Genomic DNA, 223 nt, shown 5'->3' with positions numbered 1-223 from the left:
GAAGGCGACGGCGGAGACGACCGACGGCGACGGCGACACGGCCACCGGCAGCGCAACGCTCGACCTTGGCGGCAACGTCAAATTCGGCGACGACGGTCCCAATGCTCCGACTGTGACGCCGACCGATGGCGACGCCATCATGGTACAGACCTATGACGGCGGCCTGACCGACGGCAACTTCACCGGCAACGCCGATGGCGACGGGGTACCGCTTGTCTCCACC

Annotated in this window: 1 protein-coding gene; it reads left to right on the top strand. The window is 67.3% G+C overall.

Features of this window, described 5'->3' with window-relative positions; all coding sequences use genetic code 11:
* On the top strand, positions 1 to 223 hold a 223-nt coding region (locus ABLQ08_RS32610; protein ID WP_352950938.1), incomplete at both ends, for a hypothetical protein.

Source organism: Roseibium sp. SCP14 (genome assembly GCF_040329475.1).
Classification (GTDB): domain Bacteria; phylum Pseudomonadota; class Alphaproteobacteria; order Rhizobiales; family Stappiaceae; genus Roseibium.
This window is presented reverse-complemented; position numbering and strand designations above follow the sequence as displayed.